The organism is Microbacterium sp., from assembly GCF_030149085.1.
Lineage (GTDB): Bacteria > Actinomycetota > Actinomycetes > Actinomycetales > Microbacteriaceae > Microbacterium.
In genome coordinates, this window is record NZ_JASBSF010000239.1 from 1 (window position 1) to 6083 (window position 6083).

General features: G+C 68.5%; 6 protein-coding genes. 5 read left to right on the forward strand and 1 reads right to left on the reverse strand.

Annotated features, from left to right (window positions below):
• The coding region (locus tag Q1V87_RS09760; protein ID WP_300592089.1) for an ABC transporter permease at positions 1 to 985 on the forward strand (985 nt) is incomplete at its 5' end.
• 9 nt (positions 986 to 994) lie between these two features.
• Here Q1V87_RS09760 and Q1V87_RS09765 read toward each other — a convergent pair.
• Positions 995 to 1219, reverse strand: coding sequence for a PLDc N-terminal domain-containing protein (locus tag Q1V87_RS09765; RefSeq protein WP_300592091.1), 225 nt, complete (start codon positions 1217 to 1219; stop codon positions 995 to 997).
• A 200-nt stretch (positions 1220 to 1419) separates the two neighbouring features.
• Between Q1V87_RS09765 and Q1V87_RS09770 the strand changes: the two genes are divergently transcribed.
• The 4 genes from Q1V87_RS09770 to Q1V87_RS16300 form a co-directional block, all read left to right on the forward strand.
• The gene (locus Q1V87_RS09770; protein ID WP_300592093.1) at positions 1420 to 3294 is read left to right on the forward strand and encodes a heavy metal translocating P-type ATPase; all 1875 of its coding nucleotides are present in this window, start codon (positions 1420 to 1422) and stop codon (positions 3292 to 3294) included.
• Between the two features lie 66 nt (positions 3295 to 3360).
• Positions 3361 to 4536, forward strand: a complete 1176-nt coding sequence (locus Q1V87_RS09775; RefSeq protein ID WP_300592095.1) for an ATPase, T2SS/T4P/T4SS family — start codon at positions 3361 to 3363, stop codon at positions 4534 to 4536.
• Positions 4533 to 5393: a type II secretion system F family protein gene (locus tag Q1V87_RS09780; RefSeq protein WP_300592097.1), complete on the forward strand. Its 861-nt coding sequence runs from the start codon at positions 4533 to 4535 to the stop codon at positions 5391 to 5393. Before Q1V87_RS09775 ends, Q1V87_RS09780 begins: the two co-directional genes overlap by 4 nt.
• 622 nt (positions 5394 to 6015) lie before the next feature.
• Positions 6016 to 6083, forward strand: a 68-nt coding sequence (locus Q1V87_RS16300) for a hypothetical protein (protein ID WP_366945427.1), incomplete at its 3' end; no start/stop codon positions are given.

The window sequence follows — 6083 nt, forward strand, 5'->3', positions numbered from 1 at the left end:
CACCCAAGCGCAGCAGAGCGTTCTCTCGCGCATACCGTGGCGATCGGTCGCGATCGTCGTTCCGTTCCTTGCCGTTTTCATCGCCCTCTCGATCGGAAGCCCCGCGTTCCTGTCGTTCCAGAACATCGGCAACGTGCTCGACCGGCAGTCCGGCATCCTGATCATCGCGGCAGCGAGCACCCTGGTGCTGATCGCCGGTGGAATCGACCTCTCGGTCGGTGCCACCTACATGTTCACCGCCGTCGTCTGCGGCACCGTGATGATCAAGGTCGGCGGGACCGAAGGGGCGGCGCTCGGCATTCTCGCGGGGGTTCTCTCGGGCCTTGCCGTCGGAATCATCAACGGCGTCATCAGCACGTACCTGCGGATCAACCCGCTGATCGCGACCCTGGCGATGAGTTTCATCATCTTGGGCGCGACGAAGCTTGTCTCGCAGGCGGGCAAAGAGGGCATCGGGCAGATCCGCGTCGACGTGCCCGAGTTCACCTGGATCGCGAAGACCGAGCCGCTCGGGATGTCGCTGCCGATCTGGATTGCTCTGGTCGTGGTGGTCGCCCTCGGGATCGTGCTGTGGCGCACGACCTTCGGGCGCTACGTCTATGCGGCAGGCGGCAACGCCGAAGCGGCGCGACTTGCCGGCATCCGAGTCAACGTCGTCCGGATCGCGACCTTTGCGCTGACCGGTCTCGGCGCGGGCCTTGCCGGTGTGATCGACCTCGCGCGCACGCCCTCGGTGCCCGAGAACGATGCGATCGCGACGACGCTGACCTTCACGGTGCTGGCCGGCATCGTCGTCGGTGGCACCTCGATCCTCGGCGGTGAGGGCGCGGTATGGCGGACGGTGCTCGGCATCCTCTTCATCGCGATGCTCTACAACGGATTCACGCTGCTGAAGATCGATCCGCTGTTCCAGGGCATCGCACTGGGCGCCATCATCCTACTCGCCGTCGGCTTCGACGCCTGGTCGCGGATCAAGCGCCGTTGATCGGAACTCTCAGCGCTTGGGAGCGAAGAAGAAGTAGATCAACGGGCCGATTCCGCCGAGAAGGATCACGAACGCCCAGATCGGCTTCTTGCCGTTGATCTTGTTCTCGGGACGCAGATAGAGGTCCCAGAAAGCCAGTCCCGCCCAGGCGGCGCGGATGACTCCTCCAACCAGTCCGCCGACGATTCCCGTGCCGGTCTTCCGTGCCACGTGGCTCGGCGTCTTGATGGTCATGTTCCCCGCCTTTCGGGCTCCGCATCCGAATGCTCTGGTGCCATTGTGCAACGCATGGGGGCCCGGCGATAGCGGTACCGCGGCTCGGGACCAGAGGCCCTGGTGCACTGAGACATGCGCTCGTAGGCTCGGGGCTCCGACACGGATGCGGCGCGGCCACGACGGTCATCGCTGGCGGACCCGTGCCGTGGGAGGTCCGCATGAAATACGTGCGCTGGATCTGGGCGTATCCGCTAGTCACGACTACAGCGCTGGTCCTCCTCGCCGTCGGGGTGCTGGCGACATCCGAGCTGCCTGACGCGGCACGGTGGGTCGCGACGGTCTGGGTCGCCGGGGTCATCGTCTGGACTCTTGTGGGCATGGTGCGCGACGTGCTTCGCGGGCACGTCGGGCTCGATGTTCTCGCCGTCACCGCGATGATCGCGACCCTTGCGGTCGGGGAGTATCTGGCGGCACTGGTGATCGTCTTGATGCTCGCCGGCGGCGCGGCGCTCGAAGATATCGCCGGTCGACGTGCCCGGCGGGACCTTCGCGCTCTTCTGGACAGATCACCGCGGACGGCGCACGTCGTGACCGGCGGGTGGTCGGGGGCCGTCGAGAGTGTGAAGGATGTCCCCGTCGATGAGGTCGCCGTTGGCGACATCCTGCTGGTGCGTCCGGCCGAGATCGTGCCGGTGGATGCCGTGCTGCTGAGCGCAGACGCGGAGTTCGACGAATCGTCGCTGACGGGGGAGAGCCTTCCCGTGCAGCGCAGCGAAGGCGACGAGGTGTTCTCGGGGGCCATCAACGGATCTCGGGCCGTGCGAGTACGAGCGACACGACGCAGCGCCGACAGCCAGTACCAGCAGATCGTCGCGCTCGTCCACGCAGCCGAGAGTTCTCGGGCGCCGGTCGTTCGCCTGGCCGACCGATTTGCCGTGCCGTTCACGGCGGTCTCGCTCGTGCTCGCGGGAACGGCCTGGGCGATCTCGGGAGACCCGGTGCGTTTTGCCGAAGTGCTGGTGCTGGCGACCCCCTGCCCGCTGCTGATCGCCGCGCCGGTGGCGTTCTTGGCGGGTCTGTCGCGAGCGGCGAAGGCCGGGGTCATCATCAAGAGCGGCGCGGTCATCGAGCAGCTCGCGCGCGTCAGCTCGGCCGCCTTCGACAAGACGGGAACTCTGACGTGGGGTCGACCCGCTCTGGTCGCCGTGCGGCCCGCGGGCGGGTTCACCGCCGACGAGGTGTTGCAGTTCGCGGCCTCTGCCGAGCAGTACTCCACGCACGTGCTGGCAGAGAGCGTGCGCCGCGCCGCCCTCGACCGCGGGCTCGATCTGCTCCCGGCGACTGACGCCTCGGAAGAGGCCACCAACGGCGTCACCGCATCGGTACAGGGCCGTCCGGTCACCGTCGGCAAGCCCGCCTATGTCGCGGCACTCACCGGCACGGCGGCGCGCGAGACCCTGGATGCCGGACAGGCCGCGGCCTACGTCGCGATCGATGGACGGTTCGCGGGAACGATCATCCTGGCCGATGATCCCCGGCCCGATGCGCCCGGTGTCGTTGCCTGGCTCCGAGAGACCGGTGTGAGCCGGGTTGCGATGTTCACCGGTGACGTCGGCGCTACCGCGCAGTCGGTCGCGACGGCGGTGGGGATTGACGAGGTGCACGCCGAGCTGCTGCCCGGCGACAAGGTCGAGCTTGCCGCCGGTCTGCAGCCTCGGCCGATGATGATGGTCGGGGACGGGGTGAATGACGCGCCTGTGCTCGCGGCATCCGACATCGGCGTCGCGATGGGCGCGCGCGGCGCGACTGCTGCGGGGGATGCGGCGGATGTCGTCATCCTGTTGGATGCTCTTGCCCCGGTCGCCGACGCTGTTGCGATCGCCCGCCACACTCTGCGCGTTGCGCTGACTGCGATCGGCGTGGGGATCGGGCTGAGCATTGCACTCATGATCGTCGCAATGACGGGGGTCATCCCCGCCGTCGCGGGCGCCCTCATCCAGGAACTCGTCGACGTCGCCACGATCCTGTACGCGTTGCGAGCACTCGGTGCGCCACGCGAGGTCGCGCGACCCACCGCGTCCTCGTCGGGATGACAGAGCCCGCCGCCGCCCTGTGGATAACTCCCACGGCGCGCAGCGCGGCCTTGTCAGGATGCACGGGTGACCCTCACCTCGCCCGCCGACCCGACAGTTACGGTCGTCGCACGCGTGCGCGAGTCGCTGCGGGCGGCACAAATCGACCCGCAGCGTGACCCCGATCGGGCGAGTCAGATCGCGAGGTCCGAGGTACGTCGGCACAACGATTTCGCGCTGGCTCGCGGCGAGCGGACCCTCGATGACGAGGCCCATCACGTGCGCGACATCCTGGCTCAGCTCTCGGGATTCGGTCCGCTGCAGGCCTACCTCGACGACCCCGAGGTCGAGGAACTCTGGATCAACGCGCCAGACCGGATCTTCGTCGCGCGTGCCGGGGTCGCGTCCCGGGTCCCGCTCGCGTTGACCGACACGGCGATACGAGATCTCGTCGAACGGATGCTGCACGCGACCGGCCGCCGCGTCGATCTCAGCCAGCCCTTTGTCGACGCCTCACTTCCCGACGGGAGTCGCTTGCACGTCGTCATCCCGGACATCACGCGGCGTCATTGGGTCGTGAACATCCGCAAGTTCCTCCCGCGGTACCGGTCGCTCGATGACCTCGTCGCGGTGGGCAGCGTGACGGCGGCGGATGCTGACCTGCTGGCGATCGCGATGCGGGAGGGGCGCAGCATCCTCGTTTCGGGTGCTACGCACGCCGGCAAGACGACGCTGCTTGCGGCGCTCATTGCCGCGTGTGCGCCGTCGCAGCGCATTGTCACGGTGGAGGAGACGTTCGAACTCGCCGTAGAAGCCGCCGATCTGGTCGCGCTGCAGGGGCGTCAGCCGAGCCTCGAAGGGGGAGGGGAGGTGACGCTGCGCCGCCTCGTGAAAGAGGCGCTGCGGATGCGGCCAGATCGGCTGGTCATCGGCGAGGTGCGAGACGCCGAAGCGCTCGATCTCGTCCTCGCACTCAACACCGGTGTACCGGGCGCCGCGACAATCCACGCCAACTCCGCAGCCGATGCACTCCGCAAGCTCTGCTCACTTCCGCTGCTGGCGGGCCGCAACATCGACAGCGGCTTCGTGGTTCCGGCGGTCGCGGAATCCGTCGATCTTGTCGTCCACTGCCAGCGGGACGCGACCGGCCGGCGACGGGTGACCGAGATCGTCGAGCCCAGGGGAATCGAGGATGGCGTCATCCAGACCCGCCCTGCGGCCCGACGGGAACGGCAGCCACTGATGCGGAGCAGGGACCGATGATTCTGCTCGTGGGAGTGATGCTCGGCACAGGAGTCCTGCTCATCGTGTCGCCATGGCTGTGGCCGGCGGGACGCGGCTCCGCATCACCGGCGGCCCCCTCGGCGCTGACCCGGCTGATCGGTGAGGCAGGCTTCGCGGAGCGGGCGAGCTCTCGCAACGTTCTTGCCTCTTCTGCCCTTGTCGGTGTGATCGCCGCCGCACTCGCGTGGCTCGTGTTTCCCACGCTGCCCCTGTGGCTTCTCGCGGGTCTCGTCGGCGCATACGCTCCCATCGCCTGGTTGCAGTCTCGGGCTCGGCGACGCGCCAAAGAGCGCCGTGGACTCTGGCCCGATGTCTGTGACCTTCTCGTGTCGTCGGTTCGGGCCGGGATGTCGCTCGCTGACGCGGTCGCGAGCCTTGCCGTTTCGGGTCCCGAGCGACTTCGACCCGACTTCGTCAGGTTCGCCCGCGACGTCTCGGCGTCTGGGCACTTGGATGCCGCGCTCGCCGGCCTGAAGACCCGCCTGGCTGATCCGATCGCGGACCGGATCGTGGAGACCTTGCGCATGGCGCGTGAGGTCGGCGGGACGGAGCTCGTGCCCACACTGCGCGCACTCGGGGCGGCGGTTCGCGCCGATGCGACCTTGCGCGCCGAGGTCGAGGCCCGCCAGTCGTGGATACGCGCCGCGGCGGTTCTCGGAGCCGTTGCTCCGTGGGTGATTCTCGGGCTTCTCGCGCTTCGTCCCGAGGCTGCTGCCGCGTACGGCTCGCCCCAGGGAGTCGCGCTGATCCTCGGCGGCGCCGTCGTGACTGTTGTCGCGTTCCGGCTCATGCTTCGTGTGGGAAGGCTCGCTGAGCCGCAGAGGTGGTTCGCGTGAACCCGACGGATGTCGCCCTTGCCGTGGTCTTCGGCGGCGCGCTCGCTGGGGGCCTTCTTCTCGTCTTCTCGGCGTCGCCACGCTGGCGCGCCCGTGGATTGACGGCGCGCCTTGCTCCGTACCTGCGCGATGTCACGGACGGGGACCCCGGCCGCGCGTTCAGCGCCATCACCGTGCCCGTTCTCGGATCGGCTGCGCCGGCGTGGGAGGCCGCCGCCCAGCGGCTGTCGAGCATCCGTTCCTCGTGGCAGCGTTCGCGCGCACTTGTCTGGGCGCTGCTCGGAGCGGGAGTGGGAGCGGCGCTGGCGACAGCTGTTGCGCTGACGCAGGGTCCGCATCCAGGCCTACTGGCGCTGCCCCTGGTCGGTGCGACCGCTGCCGCGGTCGGCGAGCAATCCGTGCGCCGCGCCGGCGAGCGCGCCCGTGCGAGGCGGCTGCACGAAGAGCTCCCCGTCGTTCTCGAATTCCTTGCGCTGTGCTTGTCTGCGGGTGAGGGGCTTCTCGACGCGCTTCGACGCGTCGGCAGCCGGGGGACCGGAGAGCTTGCGGCAGGCATCCGCGAAGTCGTCGTTGAGGTCGGGACCGGATCGGCGTTGACGGATGCCTTGCGTATTACGAGACGATCGGCGAGAAACGGGATGCGCTCGCGTACGACATCGACGGGGTCGTCTACAAGGTCGACGACCTGGA